Annotated in this window: 18 protein-coding genes; 12 read left to right on the top strand and 6 right to left on the bottom strand. The window is 47.4% G+C overall.

Translation table 11 applies throughout. The annotated features are described in order from the left end of the window. Positions 1-88: 88 nt before the first annotated feature. The 3 genes from gldL to gldN are packed head-to-tail and all read left to right on the top strand — an operon-like array spanning position 89 to position 3,634. The gene (gene gldL / locus WBJ53_RS26920) at positions 89-901 is read left to right on the top strand and encodes a gliding motility protein GldL (protein ID WP_338872029.1); all 813 of its coding nucleotides are present in this window, start codon (positions 89-91) and stop codon (positions 899-901) included. Positions 902-930: 29 nt separating this feature from the next. Then, positions 931-2,517, top strand: coding sequence for a gliding motility protein GldM (gldM, locus tag WBJ53_RS26915; protein ID WP_338872027.1), 1,587 nt, complete (start codon positions 931-933; stop codon positions 2,515-2,517). A 49-nt stretch (positions 2,518-2,566) separates the two neighbouring features. Beyond that, the gene (gene gldN, locus WBJ53_RS26910; RefSeq protein WP_338872025.1) at positions 2,567-3,634 is read left to right on the top strand and encodes a gliding motility protein GldN; all 1,068 of its coding nucleotides are present in this window, start codon (positions 2,567-2,569) and stop codon (positions 3,632-3,634) included. Positions 3,635-3,701: 67 nt separating this feature from the next. Here the strand turns inward: gldN and uvrC are convergent, their stop codons facing one another. The 3 genes from uvrC to WBJ53_RS26895 all read right to left on the bottom strand — a co-directional run bounded on the left by uvrC (position 3,702) and on the right by WBJ53_RS26895 (position 10,355). Next, a complete protein-coding gene (gene uvrC, locus WBJ53_RS26905; protein ID WP_338872022.1) occupies positions 3,702-5,510 on the bottom strand; it encodes an excinuclease ABC subunit UvrC in 1,809 nt (602 codons plus the stop codon). 137 nt (positions 5,511-5,647) lie between these two features. Continuing rightward, on the bottom strand, positions 5,648-7,999 hold the full coding sequence (locus WBJ53_RS26900; RefSeq protein ID WP_338872020.1) for a transglycosylase domain-containing protein: 2,352 nt from the start codon (positions 7,997-7,999) through the stop codon (positions 5,648-5,650). A gap of 109 nt (positions 8,000-8,108) precedes the next feature. Further along, positions 8,109-10,355 (bottom strand): tetratricopeptide repeat protein, encoded by a 2,247-nt coding sequence (locus tag WBJ53_RS26895; protein ID WP_338872018.1) that lies wholly within the window; start codon positions 10,353-10,355, stop codon positions 8,109-8,111. A 117-nt stretch (positions 10,356-10,472) separates the two neighbouring features. Here WBJ53_RS26895 and WBJ53_RS26890 point away from each other — a divergent pair, with 117 nt between their 5' ends. The 6 genes from WBJ53_RS26890 (at position 10,473) to atpH (ending at position 14,029) form a co-directional block, all read left to right on the top strand. Next, a complete protein-coding gene (locus WBJ53_RS26890; protein ID WP_338872017.1) occupies positions 10,473-10,745 on the top strand; it encodes an AtpZ/AtpI family protein in 273 nt (90 codons plus the stop codon). A 99-nt stretch (positions 10,746-10,844) separates the two neighbouring features. Then, positions 10,845-11,207, top strand: a complete 363-nt coding sequence (locus WBJ53_RS26885; RefSeq protein WP_338872015.1) for a hypothetical protein — start codon at positions 10,845-10,847, stop codon at positions 11,205-11,207. A gap of 19 nt (positions 11,208-11,226) precedes the next feature. Beyond that, the gene (gene atpB, locus WBJ53_RS26880; RefSeq protein WP_338872013.1) at positions 11,227-12,327 is read left to right on the top strand and encodes a F0F1 ATP synthase subunit A; all 1,101 of its coding nucleotides are present in this window, start codon (positions 11,227-11,229) and stop codon (positions 12,325-12,327) included. Between the two features lie 108 nt (positions 12,328-12,435). After that, positions 12,436-12,693 carry an ATP synthase F0 subunit C gene (gene atpE / locus WBJ53_RS26875; RefSeq protein WP_083732707.1) on the top strand — a complete coding sequence of 86 codons (258 nt, stop codon included), beginning with the start codon at positions 12,436-12,438 and terminating at the stop codon, positions 12,691-12,693. 246 nt (positions 12,694-12,939) lie between these two features. Beyond that, entirely contained in the window at positions 12,940-13,434 is a 495-nt protein-coding gene (gene atpF, locus WBJ53_RS26870) for a F0F1 ATP synthase subunit B (protein ID WP_338872008.1), read from the top strand. A 55-nt stretch (positions 13,435-13,489) separates the two neighbouring features. Next, the gene (atpH, locus tag WBJ53_RS26865; protein WP_338872006.1) at positions 13,490-14,029 is read left to right on the top strand and encodes an ATP synthase F1 subunit delta; all 540 of its coding nucleotides are present in this window, start codon (positions 13,490-13,492) and stop codon (positions 14,027-14,029) included. 80 nt (positions 14,030-14,109) lie between these two features. Here atpH and WBJ53_RS26860 read toward each other — a convergent pair whose 3' ends face one another. Together WBJ53_RS26860 and WBJ53_RS26855 are read right to left on the bottom strand one after the other, a co-directional pair. After that, positions 14,110-15,039 carry a serine hydrolase gene (locus WBJ53_RS26860; protein ID WP_338872004.1) on the bottom strand — a complete coding sequence of 310 codons (930 nt, stop codon included), beginning with the start codon at positions 15,037-15,039 and terminating at the stop codon, positions 14,110-14,112. After that, positions 15,039-15,506 (bottom strand): GNAT family N-acetyltransferase, encoded by a 468-nt coding sequence (locus WBJ53_RS26855; RefSeq protein ID WP_338872002.1) that lies wholly within the window; start codon positions 15,504-15,506, stop codon positions 15,039-15,041. The genes WBJ53_RS26860 and WBJ53_RS26855 overlap by 1 nt, the downstream gene beginning before the upstream one ends. A gap of 81 nt (positions 15,507-15,587) precedes the next feature. Between WBJ53_RS26855 and WBJ53_RS26850 the strand changes: the two genes are divergently transcribed. Both WBJ53_RS26850 and WBJ53_RS26845 read left to right on the top strand, forming a co-directional pair. After that, positions 15,588-16,796: a DUF6786 family protein gene (locus WBJ53_RS26850; protein WP_338872000.1), complete on the top strand. Its 1,209-nt coding sequence runs from the start codon at positions 15,588-15,590 to the stop codon at positions 16,794-16,796. A 342-nt stretch (positions 16,797-17,138) separates the two neighbouring features. Next, positions 17,139-19,589: a DUF4965 domain-containing protein gene (locus WBJ53_RS26845; RefSeq protein ID WP_338871998.1), complete on the top strand. Its 2,451-nt coding sequence runs from the start codon at positions 17,139-17,141 to the stop codon at positions 19,587-19,589. 32 nt (positions 19,590-19,621) lie between these two features. On the opposite strand, the gene WBJ53_RS26840 is transcribed toward WBJ53_RS26845, so the two are convergent. Continuing rightward, positions 19,622-20,272, bottom strand: coding sequence for an oxidoreductase (locus tag WBJ53_RS26840; protein WP_338871996.1), 651 nt, complete (start codon positions 20,270-20,272; stop codon positions 19,622-19,624). A 74-nt stretch (positions 20,273-20,346) separates the two neighbouring features. Between WBJ53_RS26840 and WBJ53_RS26835 the strand changes: the two genes are divergently transcribed. Then, the gene (locus WBJ53_RS26835) at positions 20,347-22,806 is read left to right on the top strand and encodes a TonB-dependent receptor plug domain-containing protein (RefSeq protein ID WP_338871994.1); all 2,460 of its coding nucleotides are present in this window, start codon (positions 20,347-20,349) and stop codon (positions 22,804-22,806) included. Positions 22,807-22,865: the final 59 nt, after the last annotated feature.

Genomic DNA, 22,865 nt, shown 5'->3' with positions numbered 1-22,865 from the left:
TATATCATTGCTCAGATCACTCGTGTCTGGTCTGACGCCGTAATCTTAACCCAACAGTAGTTTACCTATTCCAACCAAATCGCTTGTCATGGCAGCAGCAAAATCCACGAATTTTTTTTGGGATCGTTTAGTACCAACCATTTATAGTGCCGGTGCCGCCGTCGTTATTGCCGGGGCATGGGCTAAAATTACCCACAACGAACAATTTGGCTGGTTATTAACGGCCGGTCTTCTTACCGAAGTTGTCATCTTTATTTTATACGCCGTTCAGAGTTTCACAAACCCAACCACTTCGGCAAGTGATTATGCATGGGAACGGGTATATCCGGAATTGGCCGACGATTATAAGGGCGAAGCGCGTAAGCCAACCCCACAGGCTAATGGATTGACCGGTAACATGGATCAGATGCTGGCTCAGGCCAAAGTGACACCTGAAGTGTTTGAACGGCTTGGTTCTGGCTTCCGCAACCTGAACGATACGGTCTCGAAACTAACCGACCTGACCGACGCTACGGTAGCTACCAACGACTATGCTCGTAATGTAAAATCAGCGTCGACATCGATCGGCGAAATGAATAAGTCGTATGGAGTGGCTATCACAGCTATGAATTCGATGGCCGATGCCACTACAGATGCGAAAGATTACCGCGATCAATTCCAGAAAGTGACCAAGAATATGGGCGCTTTAAATGCCGTTTATGAGCTTGAATTACAGGATGCCAACAAACACCTGAAAGCCATGAATGCTTTCTACGGCAGCCTGACAACGGCGATGGAAAACATGACCGACGCAAGCCGTGATGCACAGCAGTTCAAGAACGAAATGGCGAAGCTGACCGGTAACCTGGCATCTCTCAATAACGTATATGGTAGCATGCTGACTGCCATGCGTGGTAACTAACATTTAACCTCCGTTTTCTACCATACTTTATGGCAGGTTCAAAAGAGACACCCCGTCAGAAAATGATTGGGATGATGTATCTGGTTTTGACCGCAATGCTGGCTTTACAGGTCACGTCGGCAATTCTGGAAAAGTTTGTGCTAATAAATAATAGCCTGGAGCAATCCACCATAGCCGTAAATAAGGTAAACCAGGCAACTATCGAGAATATTCGGGCAACGGTTGAAAAGTCGGGCAATCGGGCTGCGGATCTGGAAATCGTAAAACAGGCCGACAATGTTCGGAAACTTACTTCAGATGTTATCGGCGAACTCGATAAGTTAAAAGATCGGGTTGTTGACGCTGGTGGCGGGCGCGACGAATCAGGAAATATCAAGAACCTGAGCGAAGAAGAAAAAGTAGCGCAACTGATGATTGGTACCAGCCGTAACGGTGCCGCTTTCAAACTGAAAGATGATCTGAATACATATATCGACAATATCTCGAAATATGCAGGTACGAAATATGCGCCCTTAGCACTCGATGGTAAAGATGATCCTATCGCGAATCGTTCTCCAGACCAGCGTCGGAAAGATTTTGCCGAATTGAACTTTGCCCAAACGCCCGTACCGGCTGCCTTAGCCGTACTAAGTCAGAAGCAAGCCGATGTTCGCCGTATTGAAGGCGAAGTACTCGATATTCTGGCTACTAAAGTGGGAGCGCAGGATGTGAAATTCGATAAGATCATTGCCATGCTGAGCATGGAGTCGAAAGTGGTTGTGGCCGGTACGAAGTTTAAAGGGCAAATGTTTCTGGCAGCTTCGTCGTCGGGAATTCAGCCTCGCATGAGCCTGAATGGCGCGCCAGTTCGAATGCAGGATGGCCAGGGTATTGTTGAGTTTACCGCTCAGGGCGGTGCTTATGATAAAAATGGTCTGGCTCGCCGGGTACTTACCGGGTCAATTGCTTACCAAACGCCAGCTGGTCTGAAAACGGTCCCGTTGCAAGCTGAATACTTTGTTGCAAAACCATCGTATCAGATCGAGACGGGAACCATGCCTCCTCTATATTTGGGATGTGAAAATAAACTGAGCATTCAGAGTCCACAATTAGGCGCACTATGGAATCCGACTTTCTCGGCCGATGGCGCTTCAGTTATCCAATCGGGTGAAAAGGGTAAGGTTACCATTGTTCCTAATTCTAAAACGGTGTCGCTTAATATTAATAACAGCGGTAGTTTATTAGGTACTGAACGGTTTAAAGTGAATTTAGTGCCACGGCCAACATTGGAATATTTGGTAGGTGGACAACGGACTACAGATCCACGTGGCGTTCCGGTTACATCGGCTCGTAGTATTCAGATTCGGGCTGTGGCTGATCCAAGTTTTGCGGCTTATGCGCCCAATGATGCCCGTTTCCGGCCAACAGGTGCCACCATATCGCTGGTGCGTGGAACAAAGCGTGTACAAGCTATAACCGTTGGACCAACTGGCGGATCGTTAGGTGCATTGGCTGGCGAAGCACAACCAGGTGACCGTCTGGTAATTCAGGTAGATGGGGTGCAGCGTCAGAACTTCCGTGGTGAAATCAGCGATGTTCCTATGGGTAATCCTATCTATCAGGTTTCATTATATTAATGTACTAAAGTAGCTCTTTGGCCGTTATACTTGACAACAAATAGTAGCCATGACACAAATAAGAACGATTCGATATGCTAGTGCGCTGGCCGTTGCTACGCTGGCTCTGGCAGGGGGGGATGCATGGGCTCAGGAGAAAGCAACCAATGGCACTAATTCGCTGTCGGTTCGGCCTGTTAATGAGAACGATATTATGATGAAGAAAACCCTTTGGCGTCGAATCGACCTGAAGGAGAAACAGAATCAGTCGATGTTCTCGAAGAATAATGAGATTTCGAAATACCTGATTGATGCCGTAAAAGCTGGTTTAATTGACGCCTATACGAATGACTCGTGCACGACAAAAATTACGGCCGAGAAATTTCATGAAAACATGCTGATCCCGAATACGGGAGGAGGCTTGTCGGAAGAAGAAAAAGCAGCAGGTTTTGGTACTGAAAACCAGGCAGGCGCTGATGATAGTTGGGATAAACCTAAAAAAGATGATAAAAAGAAAGTAGCTGACGATGGTTGGGGAGCACCCAAAAAAGCGACAGCCACTGCGCAACCTGCTGATGATGGCTGGGGAGCACCAAAGAAAAAATCATCTGTTGCTCAAAAAGGCAAAAAAGGCAAGAAGGGGAAAGCACTAGTTGCAGAACCGCCAGTCGTTGAACCAAAGAAAGATACGGTTGCCGTTGCGCAGGCTCCCAGTTTTTCTGGTGACGAGTATTTCCCAAAAGAGCTAAATATTCTTGAGATAAAAGAAGACTGGATCTTTGACCGTAAGCGTTCACGTTTGTATTACGATATTCAGACGGTAACACTCCTGCTTCCTGCTGATAAAAACCCGGCTGGATTTGAAGTGCCCATCGCATCGTTCAAATACAAAGATCTGGACAAGCTGTTCCGTAGCGATCCGAAGAAGTTTATCTGGTATAACCCGCAAAACCAGGCTCAACATAAAAACCTGGCCGATGCATTCGATTTACGCCTGTTCTATGGCCGTATAACGAAGGTGGCTAATCCCGGTGATCAGGATTTGGTGGGTATGTATGGCGACCGCGAAGGCCTGCTGAAATCGTACCAGACTGAATATGAACTGATGGAAACCGAGCATAGCCTCTGGGAATACTAAGAATAATACCCTATAAAAAAAGGAGCCTCTTCTGGCTCCTTTTTTTATAGGTGTATGTATTGTGATTTTACTGTTCGATCGCATCAAAATATTCTTTGAGCTTTGTCGCTCGGTCTTTGCCAACAACTTCGGCCACTTCATCGAATGAAGCTTCCCGAATTTTGGTGACGCCTTTAAAGTGTTTCAGCAACTTAGCAGCAGTTTTCTTTCCAATACCCTCTACATTCTCTAATTCGCTGATAAGACTATTTCGGCTGCGTTTGTCGCGGTGGTAAGTGATGGCGAAGCGGTGGGCTTCGTCGCGGATACGCTGGATCAATTTCAACGATTCCGATTTTTTGTCGATGTAGAGCGGAAGGCTATCTTCGGGAAAATAGATTTCTTCCAACCGTTTGGCAATACCAATAATAGGAATTTTACCATATAGATCGAGTGCCTTGAGCGCTTCGCAGGCCGCACTTAGCTGACCTTTGCCACCGTCAATCACAATAAGATCGGGTAGACCGCTCTGTTCGTCGAGTACGCGGGTATATCGGCGGGTAACCACTTCATACATACTGGCAAAGTCATTAGGTCCTACTACTGTTTTAATCGAAAAGTGCCGATATTCCTTATTGGCTGGTTTCCCATCGATGAAGCAGACCATAGCCGAAACTGGATTTGTGCCCTGAATATTGGAATTATCAAAGCATTCGATCCGGTTTGGAAGGCTTTTGAGTTGTAGATCCTGCTTCAGTCGAATCAGTACCCGGTCTTTTTTGCTGGCATTAGCCGTTGCTTCGGCAGCAGCCCGATCCTGGCGTTCGCGCCGGAAATACAACACATTTTTCAACGACATATCCAGCAATTTTTTCTTGTCGCCAATTTGTGGAATCGTTATTTCGGCCTGTAGATCGACATCCAGCGGAATGTTAGTAATAATTTCCTTGGCCTGGCTACCGTATTGCTCCCGAAACTCAACGATCAGCATAGCCAACAGGTCGGAATCAGTCTCATCCAGCTTCTTTTTAACCTCAACCGTATGCGCCTGCACAATGGTGCCGTTTACTACTTTCATAAAGTTGATATAGGCAGCCGATTCGTCGGAAGCAATCGAAAAAACGTCGGCATCAGCAATTTTGGGGTTCACAACCGTCGATTTGCTTTGGAACCGCTGCAGCACATCCATCTTTTCCTTATACTGCTGGGCTTGCTCAAATGCCAGATCATTGGCCGCTTCAACCATCCGCGCTTTAAAATATTCCTGCGCTGGTTTCAGATTACCTTTCAGAATATGATGAACCTGTTCAATGTCCTTATCATAATCGGCTTCAGGCTGCTTGCCCTCGCAGGGGCCTTTGCAATTGCCAATGTGGTATTCCAGACAGACCTTGAACTTACCAGTGGCAACATTTTCGGGCGACAGATTATAGTTGCAGGTGCGAATTGTGAACAACTGACTGAACATATCCAGCACCGTATACATGGGTTTCAGGTTCGCAAAAGGTCCGTAGAACGTACCGAGTTTCCGATCGACCCGACGAGTTGTAATCACGCGGGGGAAATTCTCATTCGTAACGCACACAAACGGATATGTTTTGTCGTCGCGGAGCAGGATGTTGAATTTAGGCTGATACCGCTTAATAAGCTGATTTTCGAGCAGGAGAGCGTCAAATTCGGTATGCACAATCGTAAACTCGATTTTACGAATCTGACTGACCAGCCGAAGGGTTTTACGATCGTGTTGTTTCGAATTCGTAAAGTAGCTGCTAACGCGATTTTTCAGATCTTTCGCTTTGCCAACGTAAATAACTTCGCCAGTTGCGTCGAAATAGCGATAGACGCCTGGTTCATGAGGAACTTTGGTTAGTTCTTGTTTATAGTCGAATTCCGCCATAAAAGCCCCCAACCCCAAAGGGGAGTTGCTAAAGCCCCTTTTTGGGGAATAGGGGCTTTCATAGAACAATCAATACAGTTGAAAGGTTGCTTGTCTTTTTTTACAAAAAAGGGTAGCCGATCGCTACCCTGATTGGTTTATTGAAGAATCTCGTCTTCATCTTCCGGCACTACTTTAGGCGGTATATACCGTTGCGATGAGTCGATATGATAGCCACCGCAGTCGATTTTAAAATTGTTCGGTTTGCGGAAGGGCTCAGGACGATACTTGGTAAGCGTAGGATCTGCATAGATCTTTTGCATATACATACCCCATGCCGGCATAGCCATACGGCCACCCTGGCCTAGCTCAATTGTCCGGAAGTGAATAGACCGATCATCGCCACCAACCCAAAGGCCCGATACCAAATGCTGGGTCATACCCATAAACCAGGCATCGGAGTAGTTCGAGGTTGTTCCGGTTTTGGCAGCAATCTCATTGCCACCTTCCAGCAGTTTATACTGTGTCCGAAGGCGCTGAGCGGTTCCGTTTGGGTCTTCGACAGCACCACGCATCAGATAGAGCATTTCATAAGCACTCTTGGCGCTGATAACCTGGTTGGCATCGGCCGTAAAGGCTTTTAATAAATTACCGTTTTTATCGGTAATCCGTAAAATCAGCATCGGCCGAACCCGAATGCCACCATTGGCGAAAGCACAATAAGCCGATACCATTTCATAGACCGACACATCACCCGTGCCCAGACATAATGTCGGATTTTCGGGTAAGTCTTTGCTCATTATACCCATATCGTGCGCATACTTAATAACTGGTTCAGCCCGGGTTTTTTTAATAAGCTGTGCACTCACGGTATTGATCGATTGACCTAAGGCTTCGCGAAGTGTCAGATCGCGGTAGCTGTATTTTCCGTTCGAATTCTTAGGCGTCCAGGCTGGTCCTCCGTTGTTATCTTCGCCGTGAGCAAAGGTTGTTGGCTGATCGGTAATGTGGGTACAGGGTGTAACAAAACCCTGATCCATAGCCGTAAGGTATACAAACGGTTTAAAGGTCGATCCTGGCTGACGTCGACTTTGACGGACGTGGTCAAATTTGATGTGTTTGAAGTTGATACCACCCACCCAGGCTTTTACGTGTCCATAACGCGGGTCCATCGACATGAAGCCTGTATTGAGCAATCGTTTATAGTACCGAATTGAATCCAGCGGACTCATTGTGGTATCTTTTTCGTTGCGACGCCCCCCATACACAAACACCTTCATTTTAACGGGTTTGCGCATTTCGCGCCATATGGCTTTTTCGTCGTTACCGAATTCTGCTTTCAATTGTTTGAACCGCGATGTTCGGCTGGCAACTCGTTCAATAAAGCCCGGAATCTCTTCGTATTTCTTTGTCTTTGAATTTTTCTGAACCCACGGATTCCGGCCCCGCCAGTGCTCATAAAACTTGCGTTGCTGATCGCGCATGTTGGCCATAACGGCTTCTTCAGCATAGGTCTGCATCCGCGAATCGATGGTCGTATAAATTCGCAGGCCACTCGTATAGAGATCTAGTTCGGCATCAGGATTGTCCTGATTATACTGATCAATAAAAGCTTTAATATCATCTTTAATGACCGATCGGAAGTAGGCCGCCATCCCTGTATTCTGGTTCTCGATACTAAAGTCGAGCTGGATGGGTTTTTGTTTATAGGTCGCAAATTGCTCTTCGCTCAGGAAAGCATATCGTTGCATTTGGCTCAGAACCACATTCCGGCGTTGTTGGGAGCGCTCTTCGAAGACTCTGGGGTTATAGCGCGATGGATTCTGTAGCATTCCTACCAGCAAAGCGGCCTCTTCAACATTCAGGTTCCAGGGTTCTTTGTTGAAATAAGTTTTAGCAGCTGTTTTTATGCCATAGGTATTGTTGCCGAACGACACCGTATTGAGGTACATCATCATGATTTCCTGCTTGGTGTAGTTTCGCTCAAGCCGTACTGACAGAATCCACTCTTTCGTTTTTTCGATGACCGTTTTAATAATCGGAATATTGCCCAGGGCTCCTCTAAGCTTTTCGCCCCGCGTATCGAACAGGTTTTTGGCTACCTGCTGCGTAAGTGTGCTACCTCCTCCCGAGCTGCTGTTGCCGGTTGCCAATCCTTTTATTACCCGAAAGAAAGACCGGGGGTCAATGCCGGAGTGCTTCACAAAACGAGCATCTTCAGTAGCCAGCAATGCCGACACAACGTTGGGCGAAACCTGGGTGATTTCGACAGGAGTGCGGTTTTCTACATAATATTTCCCTAATAGTTGATTGTCGGCGGTGTATACTTCCGAGGCAACTTCACTCTGAGGGTTTTCCAGTGCTTTCAGGCTGGGCATTCCACCAAAAAGCCATAGAAAATTGTAACTGACAGCCAGTATATAGAAAATAACCAGGACAATGCCGACAAAGGCAAATTGCCAGAGTTTTTTTATCAGGGTTCGATACCGACCGGGTGCAAATTCAATCATTATGGGTGTGTAGGAGTTTATGATTTGTTTATGAATCGCCGTTTCTAAGTAATTGACTGAATCACTTTTTGAGGGGCTCAGCCATTTACTCAATCCATAATTCGCTCACTTATTTAATCGCTGGCTTGTTGGCGGCAACCTGCATTTCCTTGACGTGAGTGAGTAATGGACTGGCTGGGTAGTCGCGAATAAATTCGTTGAGTGCCAGACGGTAGGCATCTACACCACGTAATTTACCAATAAGTATGATGCGCAGCAAAGCCAGTTTGTCTTCCAGTTGCGTACCGGCTAACGCACCCAGCGAATTTTCGGCCTGAGCCAACGCTTCGTTCAGATTGTTGGCTTTGTAAAGGTCATAAATTCGGGTGTAGGTTGCCAGGGCTTTGGCTTCGCTATCGGTCGATTGCTCCATTGTTCGACCAACTAGCCGGGCATACGACGTATTGGGATATTCGGCCAGGAGTTTGTCTTTCCAGTTCGAGGCTTTGCTTAGCTGCTCATTCGATAAGTGGAGCAGATAATAGATTTCGGGCTTTTGTAAGGTGTTGGGATAGCGTGTCAGCAACTGTTCAAATGTTGTAATGGCGTCGGTTGGCTGATTTAGCTGGAATTTGTAGAGCTTTCCAAGTTTATAGAGTGCGTTCTCGATGCGTTGATTCGCCTGAGCCTGAGCTTCGGGCGAGAACGGAATCTTGGCATAAAAAGCATCTTTTTGTGCCTTTCGGGCCGAGGGAGTTGTGGCTGTCGATGCTGTTGCGTTGCGGGCATCCTGCTGTAAAGGGGCATTGGAACTGACATTGCCAGCAGGAACAGCACCCGCAAGCGGGTTATTGGTTCCGGCAACGGCATCAACGGCTTCTTTGTTACTGCGTCGCCAGTTATCTTCGAGCGGCCGGTTTCCCCATCGGGCCGAAAATTCCTGCTTTCCCTGGCTGAGAGCTACCGGATTATAGAGCACCCACCGTTCGTTGGGCTGGAGGTCGGAATTGGTAGCACCCGGAATGGCATTGATAGTTCCATTCGATGCTTTTTCAACAATCTGACGGGCGAGTTCGGCCTGAGCTTTCTCTTCCTTTTCTTTTTGATCGATAACATGATCCAGCAATTTATCAAGTGCAGCCGGATTCATTTGAGCCAGATGCAATAAGCTATCGTCGGTTCGAATGGTCGTTTGGTATTGTACAAACTCATCCAGCGTTTTCTTGCGATTTACAAGAGCCGCATAGTCGGAAGTTTGTTTGGGCATTAGTGCCAAGGCACTATCGTAATAGACTTTAGCTTTGGCATAATCGGTTTTTTTGTCGAAATAGAGCTTCCCAATTTCCAGGTAGGTATACGGAATCTGCGTCGTATTGGAACCCGCTGCCTGGATTGACTGACTATATAACTTAATGGCTTTGTCGATATGGCCGTTTCGGGCTTCGAGCAACCCCATTGTAAAGTAGATTTTATCTTTTAGATCCACGTTTTTACGGTCGGCCAGCATATTTTCAAACGTTTCGGTCGATTGAGCCAGTCGTTTTTGATCGCCGGTCAGGCCATTGCTCTGAATTGCATACAGATTCGCATAGAATGACTGATCGTAAGTTGGCCCCGATTTTAAAACCTTTCTGTAGTGGGCAATTGCTTTGTTGGGTTGGCCAGTCAGGTCATAAAGCTGCCCCGCAATCAGGTGTAAACGAGCGGTCGATTCGCCTTTCTTGAGTAGTGGAAACGTGGCATCGAGAATACCGGCGGCAACAGCATACTCGCCCTTTCGTTCGTGCATGTAGGCCTTGGTCAGGTAAAAATTGCGGGTATTGGCTTTGTTGAGCGGTTGTGTGCGCAAATACTCGGCCACATTGAGCGCATTTGGGTAGTCGCTCGCTTCGGTGTAGGCTCGCATCAGGTTCACGAGGGCCTCATGCTTGTCGTCTTCGTTAGTACCTTTAGTATTTACGTACTTAAACACCTCAATGGCGTTGGGTAAATCCTGTTTCAAAAGCCGGGCACGACCAATCAGAATATAAGCATTATCGAGCCATTTGCTATTTTGATGCCGTTCGGGAATCAGTGAAGCTTTTTTGATTGCATCGTCTAACTGCGGTTTCATGGGCATCGCTACCAGCGAGTCGACCGGAAGTAGAATAGGCAGCAACTGATTATAATTTTCCTTCCGATTCTTAAATAAGGCAAGCTCGGTTTCTTTTATTTCATCGCGGGCAATAACATAGGCATTAAAATGAGCTGTCAGGTTATGATAGCCTTTGCTGATGGGTCTATTGCTGTATTGTGAGCACGAAACCAGCCCGCCGGTCAGTAGAGCAAGGACCGTAAACAAGACTGCATATGGACGGTTACGATAGTAGCGGGACATTCGAAAATAACACGTAGTCACTCGTATCTCAAACGTTTGGGTGTGGGTTAGCGGTATGGAACGTTAGGCCAAATTAACGAATTTTGCTCTTTACCTTGTATAAAGCCCTTGAATTCTATGGAAAACGACCCTGAACAACCAGCCCAACACCAGCCAGATAAGCCTCTACAGCCCAATTCGGTGAAGGATATGACGGAAAAAACAACCTCATTTGCCCAGTATAGCGGCATTGCCTTTCAGATGCTCGGAACCATAGGCTTAGGCGTTTGGGTTGGTTTAAAATTAGATGAATGGCAACAAAACAAGCGACCCATCTGGACCATTGTGCTATCATTAACAGCTATCGGTGCATCACTCTATTTATTTATCCGTCAATTAACCAGAAAATAACAAAAGAGCAGGGAGAGCGGGGAGTTGTTGGGATTTATAGGCGCAACTTCCCAACCTCGCCATCTGCCGCTCTTTCCGCCACACCCCACCACAGTATTCATGCTTCGCACTATCCTTGTTACATCCATTCTGGCAATTGTATTTTTCGTAGCCGAACGATATTTTGTTTCCCCCTGGTTACATCCCTACTGGAAAATTCTGCTGATTTTCTTTCTGAGTGTTTCTTTCCTGACTCACCGATTGGTGGAGACTGGTTTACAAGGCAATCGCGAACGATTTGTTCCTCTCTACCTGGCCGCAACCGTAGCCCGGCTCATACTAGGTCTGATCTTCGTTGGCTTTTTTTTGTTTCAGCATATTGAGCAACGCCGTACGTTCATTTTTGACTTTCTTGTACTATATATATTTTATACAGGCTTTGAGATTTGGCCCCTTACTCGTAACTTGCGACGCGATTCGTAAAAACGATCTGTCACATCATATGATGAGTTCTTTGTTTAAAAGATTTTTACTGGCTATAGCTCTTGTTATGAGCCCATTAGCCTTTGTTCATGCCCAAGAAGAAGGGCACGAAGGCGAAGTGCCCGGCAAACACGGCGAGAAAGAAGGGTTCAATGTGGGCGAAATGATTATGCACCACATCAAAGACGAACATGGTTGGGAATTTGCCCACGGTGTTACCCTGCATTTGCCCGTTATTCTGTATTCGCAGGATCGCGGCCTTGAGGTTTTTTCCTCGTCGAACCTGGCCGATGAGAAAGTACACAAGGGATATAAGCAGGAGCACGGTAAGATTCATCGGGTAGATGAAGCCGGAAATGTCGATCATGAAGCAAAGGTTTATGATTTTTCGATTACCAAAAATGTGGCTTCGCTGTTATTGAGTGCGCTGATTATGCTGCTGGTTTTTCCGGCCGTTAGTCGGGGATATGCTCAAAACAGAGGTAAGGCTCCTAAAGGTATTCAGTCGCTGCTCGAACCAATTATTTTGTTTGTCCGCGATGAAATTGCCAAACCGAGCATTGGACCAGCCTACGAGAAATACCTGCCTTATCTGCTGACATTATTTTTCTTTATCCTGATCAACAACCTGCTGGGTTTGTTACCGGGAGCCGCTAACCTGACCGGAAATATTGCTGTAACGCTGGTATTGGCTGTTATCACCTTTCTGATTGTTACATTCAGTGGTAACAAACATTACTGGATGCACATCGTAAAACCAACGGGGGTGCCCTGGTTTGTGTTGCCAATCATGATTCCGGTTGAGATTGTGGGCGTATTCATGAAGCCTATTTCGCTCATGGTCCGGTTATTTGCCAACATCACCGCAGGGCACATCATCATACTGAGCTTATTGGGCCTGATTTTTATGGCCAACTCAATGGCAGGTATGACAACCAGCGTTGCCATTAGTCCGGTTGTCTTGTTCTTTACGTTGTTCTTAAACCTGATCGAATTGTTGGTTGCATTTCTTCAGGCGTTCATCTTCGCCCTACTGACGGCTATGTATATCGGCAGCGCGGTTGAAGATAATCATGATGCCGATCATGGTATTGGTTACGAAGGGGCTGAAGCGCACTAAAAGTAGCCATCTGGCATTGATGCCTACCCGATAGCGAATAACCACTGATTGGTGGCTATCGATTAAAAAGCAATCTTTTGTTTCACTTATATAAACTAGTTGAGTTTTATGTTCGCAATGTTGTTTGCTCTGCTGTTAGAAGCTACTGGTAGTGTTGCCGTTATGGGTGCTGCTGTTGGCGCTGGTCTGGCTGCTATTGGTGCTGGTCTGGGTATTGGTCGTATTGGTGGTAGCGCTATGGAAGGTATCGCTCGTCAGCCAGAAGCGGCTGGTCGTATCCAAACTGCCATGCTGATCATCGCGGCTCTGATCGAGGCCGTTGCTCTGTTCGCAGCTGTTATTTGTCTGCTGGTTGCTACGGCTTAATAACGCCTGGCAACAGCAGCCTCAGAGTTTGAGTAGGCTGGCTACATTAGGTGCTGGCATCCCTACTCGCTGAATTCCCGAAAACTCCTGCCTGTTTGGGGTTGCCGACAGGCAGGAGTTTTTAAACAAAAGATTGACTGACGCTGCCACCAAACAGCATAGGGCTGTAGAGGGGGAAGCAATCAATAAAACCAGTATAAAGTCATACATCACATCATAACCAGCCGCTGAAGCGGTCGTAAATCCATGGATTTGCTAACACCCGATCTTGGTTTATTATTCTGGCAGGTAGTTGTATTCCTCGGCCTGTTTCTGATTCTGCGTGTATTTGCGTGGAAGCCTATTACCGATAGCTTACACGAGCGCGAAAATAACATTCAGAGTGCTCTTGATCTGGCCGAAAAAACCCGGGTAGAAATGACGGCGTTGAAGGCAGATAACGAAAAACTGCTGGTCCAGGCTCGTTCGGAGCGCGAAGCCATTTTGCGGGGTGCAAAAGAAACGGCCGATAAAATGGTAGCTGAAGCTCGCGATAAAGCTGCTATTGAAGGGCAGCGTATGCTGGAGCAAGCCCGCGAAGCTATGCAGAATGAACGCCAGGCACTGATAACTCAGATGAAAAAAGAAGTAGTTACGCTCTCGCTCGATATTGCCGAGAAAGTGCTTCGCAAAGAGCTCAGTGATAAGCCTGCCCAGGAAAAACTGGTTAACGATCTGGTATCTAACGCAAGACTAAACTAAATGAGTTGACCAACATCCGGTTTTGCCGAATGTTGGGTAGCTTACGACGATAACTATGGCAGTTGCTACTGTTGCATCACGCTACGCTAAATCGCTTCTGGATTTAGCTCAGGAAAAAGGCCTGACGGATGCGCTATATAAAGACATGCGGTTGTTTAAGCAAACCGTGGACCAAAGCCGTCCGCTGCTGTTGATGCTGAAGAACCCAATTGTCCGGACCGAAAAGAAAAGCGCCGTTTTGAAAGCCGTTTTTGAAAAACGGTTCAATCCGCTGACAATGTCGTTCCTGCAGATCATTACCCAAAAGAACCGTGAGCCAATCATGGACGCCATTGCAGAAGCATTTATCAGTCAGTACGATCGGCTGAAAGGTGTTGAGCGCGCAACAATTATCACAACATTGCCACTTACGGAACCTCTTCGCGAGAAATTTAAAGCAATGGTGCTGCAGGTGACCGATGGTAAACTGGTTGAACTGGACGAAAAAATTGATCCAAATCTGATAGGTGGTTATATCCTGCGGGTTGGCGATCAGCAAATTGATAGTTCGGTTCGTAACAAATTGAACGAACTGAAATTGCAGTTCATGAATTAATTGCTAATCAAAAAACTGAAATTTTTTGTATTAAACTGTTTCGAACGGCCGCTTCTCCATAGGGGAAGCGGCCGCTTTGGTTACCACCATTTTTCATAACCTTCGGCTGGTTTCCAGCTTGATTGAGGCTCAAAATAATGCCATAGTATGGCCGATACCGTACGTAAAAGCATAAAGCCTTCATTGGTCCGTTCCCAGCTTTCGTCTTTTTGGTTTTTGGTCATTACACAATACACATAGTTGCCATGGGGAGCATGAACCAGTACAACCTCCGACCGCGCCTGATTGACTGCGCCGTTTTTGCTGGCCGTTTTTATGTCGGGAGGAATCTGCGATAAACCATCATTATCCCAATACTGGCGCCCCAGATTTCGATACATTTCTTCGCTGGCGTCGGGGCTAACGGCGCGGCCTTGCCAAATATAGGTTAACAAATCGGCCAATTCATGCGGGGTTGTTTGCCCCCAGCCATAGCGGGCGCGGTTGGTCTCGCGGCCAGGTGTTCGGGAGTTGACGCGGGTTTGGTGAAATCCGTTTGTTTCCAGCCATTGATTGATAGCCGTTCCGCCACCGGCCAGTGCCTGACACCATAGGCTCCCCGTATTATCGCTGACGGTTTCCATCAGCATCACCACTTCACTCAGCGGAATTTTAGTGCCATCTTTTAGGGAGCCAACAATACCATCGTCGTAATGCAGCGAATCCTTATAAACAAGTTGCTGGTTATAGGTTAACTCACCTTTATGAATTTTATCGAATAAGCCACATTGGATGGGAATTTTGATGGTACTAGCCGTTGGGAAAAGCGTATCGGCATTGATTGCTACCCGCTGGTTTGTGCGTAAATCATGCACATAAATGCCAACATCGCCCCGAAAACCAGCAATTACAGATCGTAGCTGCTGTTCGAGGGGGGCCAGACTACGGGGCCGTTTTTTGTGGTTGGTCGATTGGGCATCTGCCGAAGCCCAAATAGTACTGAATAAAAGGCAAAAAACAATCAAACGCATTAGTGTTGTAGAGGTTTAATCAGTTTAACATGCGTGCGATGAAATAACTCCCGTTCATAGAAACGGACTGTATCAAGCCGTTTCTGATTAGTTGTTACTTCCAAATTAATAAAACCCTCCTGTTGGGCAAGGGTGTCCAGGGCTTTTACAAGCTGATGCCCAATTCGCTGATTCCGATAGTTTGCTTTTACAAACAGTTCCTGAATTTCGCCAACCTTTCCGACGTGATGCAGCAAATGTTGGACGTGGCAACTCACAAAGCCCACAACTTCGCCCGCAAACTCGGCAATGAGGTAATGTATTTGTGGGTTTGCCAGATTTTGCTCATAAATAGCATCAAAAGCCGGCCTGCTGAGTAACTCTTCTTCTAATTCACACAGAAAAGTATACACACTGTGGGCATCGGCAGGGCAGGCGGGTCGAATTATGATGGCTATTGATGGAGTAGGATTACCATTTACGCTCATTTTGGTATAGTTGCGGGAGGCTGAACCCAACCGAATGAACCGTCAATTTGAGGATTTTTGAGGACATCCTGACGAAAATGTATGAACAAAATACTGGTATTACTATTTATGAGTGGATTAATAGCCTGCACTGGACAACAGTCTGATAAAACGGACGAAAACAAACAATCGGCTGCCAACCGGCGTACTTATGCCGAAGATCGGCAGTTGCTAAAACAGTACCACCCCGAGTTGGTCGAATTAAAACTTGGTGAGGCCAGTGCGCTGGTTTGCCCAGCTTATCAGGGACGCCTGATGACGAGTTCGGCCGATGGGCAGGCCAGTTACGGCTGGATTAATTATGAACTGATTCAGTCGAAAAAAATTCTGCCCCACATGAATGCGTTTGGTGGCGAAGATCGGTTTTGGCTGGGTCCAGAAGGAGGGCAGTTTGCATTGTATTTCAAAAAAGGCGATCCGTTCGATGGCGACCATTGGCAAACCCCCGCAGCCATCGACTCAGAGGCTTTTAGGCTCGCCGACATGACCCCCAGTTCGGCCACGTTTACCCGAACTATTGAACTGATAAATTATTCCGGCACACCGTTGACTATTGGTGTCGAGCGAACCGTGTCATTGCTGCCCGTGTCTGAAATTGAGCAACTGGTAGGAACCAAAACCGACTCCCTGAAAGTGGTGGGCATTCGTTCCGATAATACAATAATCAATCGGGGGCAAAATGCCTGGACAACCAAAACGGGGATGCCTTCTATCTGGATTCTGGGGATGATGAATGCTTCGCCATCGAGCACCATTATCGTTCCCTTCAAAACCGGAACCGGTAACCCAATCAATGATAGCTATTTTGGTAAAGTGCCCGCCGATCGATTGAAAATCGGTGAAAATGCCGCCCTGTTTAAGGCCGATGCCAACTACCGCAGCAAAATTGGTGTATCGCCCGCGCGGGCAACTCAATGGCTGGGAAGCTACGACCCATCTCTAAAAACGCTTACCCTGGTTACGTATAGCTACGATCCAGCAAATCAACTGTATGTTAATTCGGCCTGGGAACTACAGAAAGACCCTTTTTCGGGCGATGTGATCAACGCTTATAACGATGGGCCTATGAAACCCGGACAACCTCAGATGGGCCAGTTTTATGAAATGGAATCGTCGTCGCCTGCGGCTGCCCTGAGCCCCAATGGGCGCCTTCGCCACCAGCACACAACAATTCATTTGCAGGGCCCAGAGTCGGCCTTGAATTCAATTGCCCAAAAACTGTTATCAATTAATCTGGCAGCGTTAGAATAATTGTCTCAACCAGTATCTGGCTGCTAGTTTTCGCTTCAATGAAGCTGTTTAAACGTTTGCTTTTTTACCGAAGAGAACACGGAGCCCTTCTGCTTAGCGGACTTTGCGTATAATCTTTGCGTTCTCTGCGGTAAAAAGGAACGCATTTGGTGATTATTCCAGAACGTTTAAACCGCTTCAATATAAACTGGAGTATCAGAAGTAAACAATCTCGTTCCGATAGGAAACCTGTGGCTTTAATCTGAATTAAAATAATTAAAAAATATGTTCTATAGATATAATAGATTTAGTTATTTATGTACATTTGATAAGCTGTACTTTACCGTAATTTTTAGCTTATTTATGAACATGCTTAATGGGTTTGCGCAGGCACCTAAAGCTGCCAGACCTATCTTACATCCACCGGCAACGCCGTTGATAACGGTTGATCCCTATACAAGTATTTGGTCTTTTGGCAGCCAGCTAAACGGCGATGCAACGCGTCATTGGACTGGTCAGTCACAGCAACTCAATGGACTGATTCGGGTTGATGGCCAAACCTTTCGATTTTTGGGGAAACCATCTTTTGCAGGCGAAACTATTGTGCCAACGGCGCAGCGACAAGCCTATCAGGCTCGCTATTCGACCGACAAACCCACATCTGAAAACTGGATAAAATCTGATTTCGACGACAGCCAATGGGCAACCGGCGAAGGTACTTTTGGTAGTCGTGATGGCGACCACACCAAGTGGACTACGCCTGATCTGTACGTACGCCGTACGGTTATGCTCGATCAAATCCCCGATGGGCCGCTGTTGGTCAATGCCATTCAGAACGACAACTACGAGCTTTTTATCAATGGCGAACGCATGACGAAAGTAAGTGGCGTTTCACCGAACTACCGACTAACGGCTACCAACCGCAAGGCATCTGAGGTGCTGCGAAAAGGAAAAAATGTTATTGCCATTCACAGCCAGAATATGTCGGGGCCAGGTTTTGTCGATCTGGGGCTGGTAGAAGAGCACGTATTAAACTACAAAGCCGCTACCCAGACCGGTTCGCGGATGACGGCTACGCAGTCGGAATATACGTTTGTAGCTGCTGGTATTGAGCTTACCGTAACGTTTATGGCTCCGTTGCTGATGGACAATCTGGAAGTGCTGTCGCGGCCGGTGCAGTATATTACCTATCAGGTTCGATCAATCGATGGCAAGCCGCATCAGGTGCAGTTATATACTGATGCATCGGCGGAACTGGCCGTCAATTCTCCCGAACAGTTGGTAAGTTGGCGACGTGGTCGGACTGGTAACCTCGACTATATGCGAGTGGGGACGCTGGAGCAGAAAGTACTGGGCCGTAAAGGCGACGATGTTCGGATCGACTGGGGGCATCTGTATCTAGCATCGGTGTCTGAGCCGGGCACAAGTCGGCGGATTGGTTCGCTGGCGAGTGCGCTGAATCAGTTCGAGCGCGAAGGCCGAGTCACTGATCTGCACGAACGAATGCCGCGCCTTGTGAGCGATAGTTTGCCTGTGCTGGCAACCAGTATCGATCTGGGAACAATTAACCGCAAACCCATAGAGCGCCATTTGCTGATTGGTTACGACGATATTAAGTCGGTTGAATACGTTGGCCAGCCGCTCAATGCCTGGTGGCGTCGGTATGGTAATAAATCAATTGAACAGGCTTTGCAGGAAGCGGAGGCCGATTACCATAAACTGAAAACAGACTGCGATGCTTTCGATAAACGGCTGTATGCCGATGCCTTAAGAGCGGGTGGCGACACCTATGCACAGTTATGCGTGCTGGCTTACCGGCAGACCATTGCCGCGCATAAACTGGTTGCCGGTCCGAAGGGAGAAGCCTTTTTCTTCTCGAAAGAAAACTTCTCGAATGGGTCTATCGGAACGGTTGATGTTACGTATCCATCGGCCCCTCTTTTCCTGCTTTATAATCCATTGCTGCTCAAAGGCATGATGGAGCCCATATTTCAGTATTCGGAAAGTGGCAGGTGGACCAAACCGTTTGCGGCTCACGATGTTGGCACATACCCGCTGGCAAATGGGCAGACCTACGGCGAAGATATGCCAGTTGAAGAATGCGGGAATATGCTGATTCTGACAGCAGCTATTGCGGCTGTAGAAGGCAATCCGAATTATGCTCGTCAACATTGGGCAACGCTCACCACCTGGACCGATTATCTCATCAAAGAAGGCTTCGATCCGGCTAATCAGCTTTGTACCGACGATTTTGCGGGACATATTGCCCGAAATGCCAATCTGTCGATTAAAGCCATTATGGGTATTGCCAGCTATGGCTATCTGGCCGGTCGAATGGGCGATAAGGCACGGGAGAGCGAGTATCTGGAGATGGCCCGCGATCTGGCCCGGAAATGGACGAAACTAGCCGACGATGGCGACCACTACACGCTCACGTTCGAGAACAAGGGCACATGGAGCCAGAAGTATAATCTGATCTGGGACAAACTGCTGAAGCTCGCTATTTTTCCGGAAGACGTGGCCCGGAAAGAAGTGGCCTATTATCTTACCAAACAGCAACCCTTTGGTCTTCCGCTAGACAGCCGCCGGACCTACACAAAGTCGGACTGGATTATATGGACGGCAACGCTGGCCGACAAGCCTGCCGATTTTGAAGCGCTGGTGGCACCTGTGCTACGATTTGTCAATGAAAGCCCCGACCGTATACCGCTCAGCGACTGGCACGAAACAACCGATGGTAAGCATGTTGGCTTTCGGGCCAGGTCGGTAGTGGGTGGCTATTTTATAAAAATGCTGGACGAGAAGTTGAAGTAGCTTTTGGGGTTGGGTTTGTGTTCAGAAAGCACTCAATACACCTGCAACTGATCCGATTCAAACACTCGTTTGCCCACAATACCCTGTTGCATAGTTGTTAGCATCGCAGTGGCCACTTTAGTGGCTTCAACACCTTTGTATTTTGCTGGAATAACCGGATTGAACAACCGCATGGCACTTTCGGCCAACTGCTCTCCAAACCGTTTTTCGCCCCGATCGCCGAGCAAAAGCGAAGGCCGAAAAATGAGTAACGTTGGATAATTAAGTGCCGTTAGGTCGCGTTCGACCTCGCCTTTAACGCGATTGTAGAAAAACATAGAGCGCTCGTCGGCACCCATAGCCGTCACAATAGCCAATTGCTTTGCTCCATTCGCTAATCCCAGCCGGGCAATCTCGAGCGGATATTGATGATCTACTTTTCGGAAAGCATCTTTTGAACCTGCTTTTTTCATGGTTGTGCCCAGGCAGCAAAAAATATCATCGGCCTGAGTGAGCAGACCGTTCGGATGATCGAAATCAAACTGCACCTCCTGCAAGCGAGGGTGCTGCCAGTTGAGCGATTTGCGTACCAGCACCTTAACTTTTTCATAACTAGGAGAATCGACCAACTGATGCGTCAGCAGATTGCCAATGAGCCCGGTTGCACCAACGACCAGCGCTGTTTTGTATGTGGATGATATCATGCTAAAGAGGAAATTTCCGCTAAATTAGTCGCTGGTTTTGGCCGATAAAGGTACTTAATGCGGAAACCTATCTTATGATCCTCACCATGCCCTACACAACCCGATTCCTGCTACTGCTTTCTGCTAGTGTATTCGTTGCGTTTAGATACAATAATAACGATGATTTGATCAAACAATTACTGGATCGTTTCCGGGCCTACAATCACCAACGTCCGGTCGAGAAAGTTTATTTGCATACCGACCGGGATGCTTATCTGACGGGAGAGACAATTTGGTTAAAAGGCTACCTGTTTAATGGAAATACACACACCATCGATTCGGTTAGCCGGGTGTTGTATGTAGAGTTGATAGCCCCTGATACCCGACGCGTTCAGTTGCAGCTTCGGGCAACGAACGGCTTTGCCTCTGGTCAGCTTCTATTACCCGATTCCCTACTGGCTGGAACCTATCAGATTCGGGGTTATACGAACTATATGCGCAATTTTCCGGAAGCGTATTTTTTCTCGAAAACCATTACCATTCTGCGGCCAGATGGCAATAGTCCGACTAAGAACCTTGTGCCTGAGCAACTGGATGTACAATTCTTGCCAGAAGGAGGGCAATTGGTCGATGGCCTGGAGAGTCGGATTGCCTTTAAAGCGGTTGACGCGTCTGGAATGAGTGTCTCCATTCAGGGGTTTGTGCTGAATGCCAGAAAAGATACGATTACGGGCTTTAGCAGCACTCACTTGGGTATGGGTTATTTTACCATGAAACCCGCAACCGGCCAGACCTATACTGCCTATGTTCGTCAGGCTGAAGACACGTATCTGGCCTATACGTTACCGGCAGCTCAGCCAAAGGGAGCGGTTATACAGGTGGATAACTTGTCTAGCAAGGACAAAATTCGGGTTTATATTCTTCATAATCTGTCTCCTGCCGACTCGGCTACGACTATGACTCTGTTTGCCCAGACTCGGGGAATCGTTGTGCAGGTTGTGAAAGTACCGTTTTCCAGAAAAGGCGTTCTTGTCCAACTTGCAAGGTCTGATTTCCCCGAAGGGATTGCCCAATTAACTTTATTCGACGGCGCCAACAAGCCAATTGCCGAACGACTGGTCTTTATCTCTAAAAATGACCAGCTTTCGGTTTCGCTAAGCTCTGCTAAATCAGTATACAAAAACCGGGAGCGCGCAGACGTAACGATTACAACAACTGTAGCCGGAAAACCAGTGCCTGCCAATTTATCGTTGTCGGTAGTCGATGCACGATTATCGCCCGAGGCCGATAGCAACACCGCAACAATTGTCTCACATCTGTTGCTGTCTTCTGACCTGACCGGCTCAATTGAACAACCTGATCAGTACTTCAATCCGACGCACGCCGACCGTTTGATTAAACTGGATCTGTTGTTGATGACACAGGGATGGCGACGTTTTATCTGGAATGACGTTCTGTCTGGAACGATCCCTACCAATAACTACCCGGTTGAGCAGGGGCTATCGTTAACCGGGCGGGTAGTACGGCCTAATCAGAAAGACATTCGCGAAAAAGTAAAACTGACCTTTGTGATTTTCCGGCAGGATAGCACTCGTGAGTTTCTGATGGGCGAAACCAACGAGCTGGGGTATTTTAGTATGTATGACCTGGATTTTACCGACACAACGAAAGTCTTTATTCAGGGCATAAAAGGAAAGGCTAATCGGGACCTCGTTATTTCGCTCGATCAGCTACTGAAGCCAACCGTTACCCTTACCCGAATTCCTTATAACGCGGTGACATTTGAGGCCAATGAATGGGCCGAATTTATTAGACGAACAAGGGAATATCAGGAAATTGAACGACAGATTCGGCAAAATGGTGAAGTTTTGCTGCAATCGGTAACCGTGAAAGCTAAAAAATACGAAGAGCGCGATTCAAGAGTAATTTATGGTACGCCCGATGCCAGTATAAAATTTGATCCCATCAGTACATCAGGACGAATGACAGTTCTGGATGTGATTCAGGGGAAAATTGCGGGGGTGCAGGTGATTGGTTCGGGAATGAATGCCCAGGTTCAGATTCGCGGTGCTGCCAATTTTAACGGAATCGTTGCGCCATTGTTTGTTCTGGACGGGATACCCGTCGACTTGCAAATGGTAACCAGCATTCCGGTACAGGATGTTGACCGGGTCGATGTGCTAAAAGGGGCCTCGGCGGCCATTTACGGGTCGCGGGCCTCGGGAGGTGTTATTTCGATATTGACCAAGCGCGGAGGCTCGAATTACGATTTCTCTAAAGACATTACGCCCGGAACGTTGGTCGCTAAACTACCCGGCTATGCGCCCATTCGTGAATTCTACGCGCCCCGTTATGAGGTCAGTAAGCCCGAACACGTACGGCCCGATTATCGGACAACGCTTTTTTGGGAGCCTATGATTCAGACTGATTCGGAAGGGAAAGCTACAATATCGTTTTTTACCTCTGATTCAAAAACTAAGCTGCGATTACGGGCTGAGGGTAGTTCCTTCAGCGGTCAGGTCGGCATAGGTCGGCAAACTGTTCTGGTCGAGTAAAAACGAAATCGGTTCGATTGCTATCAGTCGTATAGCAATCGAACCGGACTGGTAAAAGG

Source organism: Spirosoma sp. SC4-14 (assembly GCF_037201965.1).
In the GTDB taxonomy this organism is placed as follows: Bacteria; Bacteroidota; Bacteroidia; order Cytophagales; family Spirosomataceae; genus Spirosoma.
This window is presented reverse-complemented; position numbering and strand designations above follow the sequence as displayed.

Excerpts from the sequence above, each read along its gene's own strand:
- gldL (WP_338872029.1), top strand. The coding sequence starts at position 89 with ATGGCAGCAGCAAAATCCACGAATTTTTTTTGGGATCGTTTAGTACCA.
- gldM (WP_338872027.1), top strand. The coding sequence starts at position 931 with ATGGCAGGTTCAAAAGAGACACCCCGTCAGAAAATGATTGGGATGATG.
- gldN (WP_338872025.1), top strand. The coding sequence starts at position 2,567 with ATGACACAAATAAGAACGATTCGATATGCTAGTGCGCTGGCCGTTGCT.
- uvrC (WP_338872022.1), bottom strand. The coding sequence starts at position 5,510 with ATGGCGGAATTCGACTATAAACAAGAACTAACCAAAGTTCCTCATGAA.
- WBJ53_RS26900 (WP_338872020.1), bottom strand. The coding sequence starts at position 7,999 with ATGATTGAATTTGCACCCGGTCGGTATCGAACCCTGATAAAAAAACTC.
- WBJ53_RS26895 (WP_338872018.1), bottom strand. The coding sequence starts at position 10,355 with ATGTCCCGCTACTATCGTAACCGTCCATATGCAGTCTTGTTTACGGTC.
- WBJ53_RS26890 (WP_338872017.1), top strand. The coding sequence starts at position 10,473 with ATGGAAAACGACCCTGAACAACCAGCCCAACACCAGCCAGATAAGCCT.
- WBJ53_RS26885 (WP_338872015.1), top strand. The coding sequence starts at position 10,845 with ATGCTTCGCACTATCCTTGTTACATCCATTCTGGCAATTGTATTTTTC.
- atpB (WP_338872013.1), top strand. The coding sequence starts at position 11,227 with ATGATGAGTTCTTTGTTTAAAAGATTTTTACTGGCTATAGCTCTTGTT.
- atpE (WP_083732707.1), top strand. The coding sequence starts at position 12,436 with ATGTTCGCAATGTTGTTTGCTCTGCTGTTAGAAGCTACTGGTAGTGTT.
- atpF (WP_338872008.1), top strand. The coding sequence starts at position 12,940 with ATGGATTTGCTAACACCCGATCTTGGTTTATTATTCTGGCAGGTAGTT.
- atpH (WP_338872006.1), top strand. The coding sequence starts at position 13,490 with ATGGCAGTTGCTACTGTTGCATCACGCTACGCTAAATCGCTTCTGGAT.
- WBJ53_RS26860 (WP_338872004.1), bottom strand. The coding sequence starts at position 15,039 with ATGCGTTTGATTGTTTTTTGCCTTTTATTCAGTACTATTTGGGCTTCG.
- WBJ53_RS26855 (WP_338872002.1), bottom strand. The coding sequence starts at position 15,506 with ATGAGCGTAAATGGTAATCCTACTCCATCAATAGCCATCATAATTCGA.
- WBJ53_RS26850 (WP_338872000.1), top strand. The coding sequence starts at position 15,588 with ATGAACAAAATACTGGTATTACTATTTATGAGTGGATTAATAGCCTGC.
- WBJ53_RS26845 (WP_338871998.1), top strand. The coding sequence starts at position 17,139 with ATGAACATGCTTAATGGGTTTGCGCAGGCACCTAAAGCTGCCAGACCT.
- WBJ53_RS26840 (WP_338871996.1), bottom strand. The coding sequence starts at position 20,272 with ATGATATCATCCACATACAAAACAGCGCTGGTCGTTGGTGCAACCGGG.
- WBJ53_RS26835 (WP_338871994.1), top strand. The coding sequence starts at position 20,347 with ATGATCCTCACCATGCCCTACACAACCCGATTCCTGCTACTGCTTTCT.